The following is a 1,693-nucleotide window of genomic DNA, read 5'->3' as shown; positions in this document are numbered from 1 at the left end:
TTAACTGCTTATCAATCTATTCAACAAGCTCTCTCTACTGATGGCTCCCTTTTTTCCCCTAGTTGAGCAATTACCTTATAATTAAGAAAGACGCACAAACCCTAAATCAACAGTGAAAAACAAGAGCTCGATCGCCTTAATGAATTGGCTGCAACCCAAACCCGAAACCGTTTTGCTATGCGACTCAAGTGCGGCAGCTTCTGAAATGGCATTCATGCTCAACGGTGAGTGGGATGGGTGCAATAGTTTGGTGATCCCTAAATGCGACAAGGTAGCAATTGAAGCAGCCGCCCGTTTGCTGGAGACATCTTGGTGCTACCAAAATACTTGCGAACCGATTTTAATTCGGCTGGAAGCTGACGAATTGCTGCGCCGTTATGCGATTGGAGACAGGTTTTTTATTAATGCCAACTTGCGATGCGCGCAATTAAGCCAACTTTGCTTGGAAAACATTGATTTGAATTTGGCTAACCTCAGCGACACTAATTTAAGTAAAGCTAACTTAATGGTAGCACAGATGCAATCGGCAAATTTGAGTGGCAGCAATTTAAGTAAATCGCAACTTGTGAGGGCGAATTTATCAGGAGCGAATTTATCGGATGCTAATCTCAGAGGTGCTGATTTGAGTTATGCAGATTTAAGCAATATTTGCTTAACAGGTGCTGACTTAAGAGGTGCAAATTTAGCGAGAACAGACTTAAGAAAAACAAGCTTAGATGGGGCGATAGTTGAGTAATACCAAATCCCGCTTAAATACTCCCTCTCACACCCCGTGGGTAAATCCTGTCAACATTTACAGAATATTCCATGTAGGTGTAGATCGTAAGAAACCGGGTTTCGAGCGACAGAATCAGTAAAAATCCGAGAACTGTAAAGAAACCCAGTTTCTGAGGTGTATTTTATCAACCTGGAATACGCTGTATGTGCATTAATCCGCGTGCATCCCCCACCATATCGGGGATAACCTGTCCTTTTTTCCAATACTGAACAGCAGCCCCAGAGACTCCCGATAATTTACCAAAAGCGCTAAAACTCATCGAGCCACGCGCTAATTTAACAATCTCAATTAGTTTTTCCGTTTTCTCATTTTTAGGCGTTACCTTGGGATTAGGATTGGGTGTGGGGTTTAACGGAGGTACAAAATATTTAATCAATGCTTCTTCAATTTTAGAAAGTAATGATTCATCACTACAATGAAGCCATGCAATCCGAACATTCCCTATTGTTTTGAGTTCGGTATAGCGATGGTGAACATTCCAGCGAGTGGCCAAATTTTTAGAACGATTAATATAAAGAATTTTATCCCAATTTCCAAGGGCAAACAAAATAAATAGCGGGTAATCTCGGCAAGTTTTGTTTTTATGTTAAAGGCAAAGATGGTAGAGTCAATGGGTTAACTTGCAAGAACTTTTCGAGCATATTTTTTATATATAAACAATAAACTTTTTCATAAAAGCAGCGAACATGATTAATGTAATAATACTACCCAATCACGATCAAAAGACTGTTCAATCTGAGCGCAGATAAATTATAGTACAATACGACCTCTAACATTTCAAATATCCAGTGGTGATGGCCGATGCAATTTGGGAGGCCCTACTCAACCATATCTCCCCCGTAACAAGGGAACTGAGGCTGAGCAAACAATGCGCCTAGTCCCCCATCACTCCATCAATTAGTAGAAGCAGCCAAC

Annotated in this window: 2 protein-coding genes; one reads left to right on the top strand and one right to left on the bottom strand. The window is 40.8% G+C overall.

All coding sequences use genetic code 11. The features are described 5' to 3' along the window. Positions 1 to 112: 112 nt before the first annotated feature. On the top strand, positions 113 to 736 hold the full coding sequence (locus QUA38_RS28770) for a pentapeptide repeat-containing protein (RefSeq protein ID WP_333167904.1): 624 nt from the start codon (positions 113 to 115) through the stop codon (positions 734 to 736). Between the two features lie 166 nt (positions 737 to 902). On the opposite strand, the gene QUA38_RS28765 is transcribed toward QUA38_RS28770, so the two are convergent. Then, positions 903 to 1,325, bottom strand: coding sequence for a hypothetical protein (locus QUA38_RS28765; protein WP_333167901.1), 423 nt, complete (start codon positions 1,323 to 1,325; stop codon positions 903 to 905). Positions 1,326 to 1,693 lie beyond the last annotated feature (368 nt).

This window comes from Microcoleus sp. Pol12B4, from assembly GCF_036701385.1.
GTDB lineage: Bacteria > Cyanobacteriota > Cyanobacteriia > Cyanobacteriales > Microcoleaceae > Microcoleus.
This window is presented reverse-complemented; position numbering and strand designations above follow the sequence as displayed.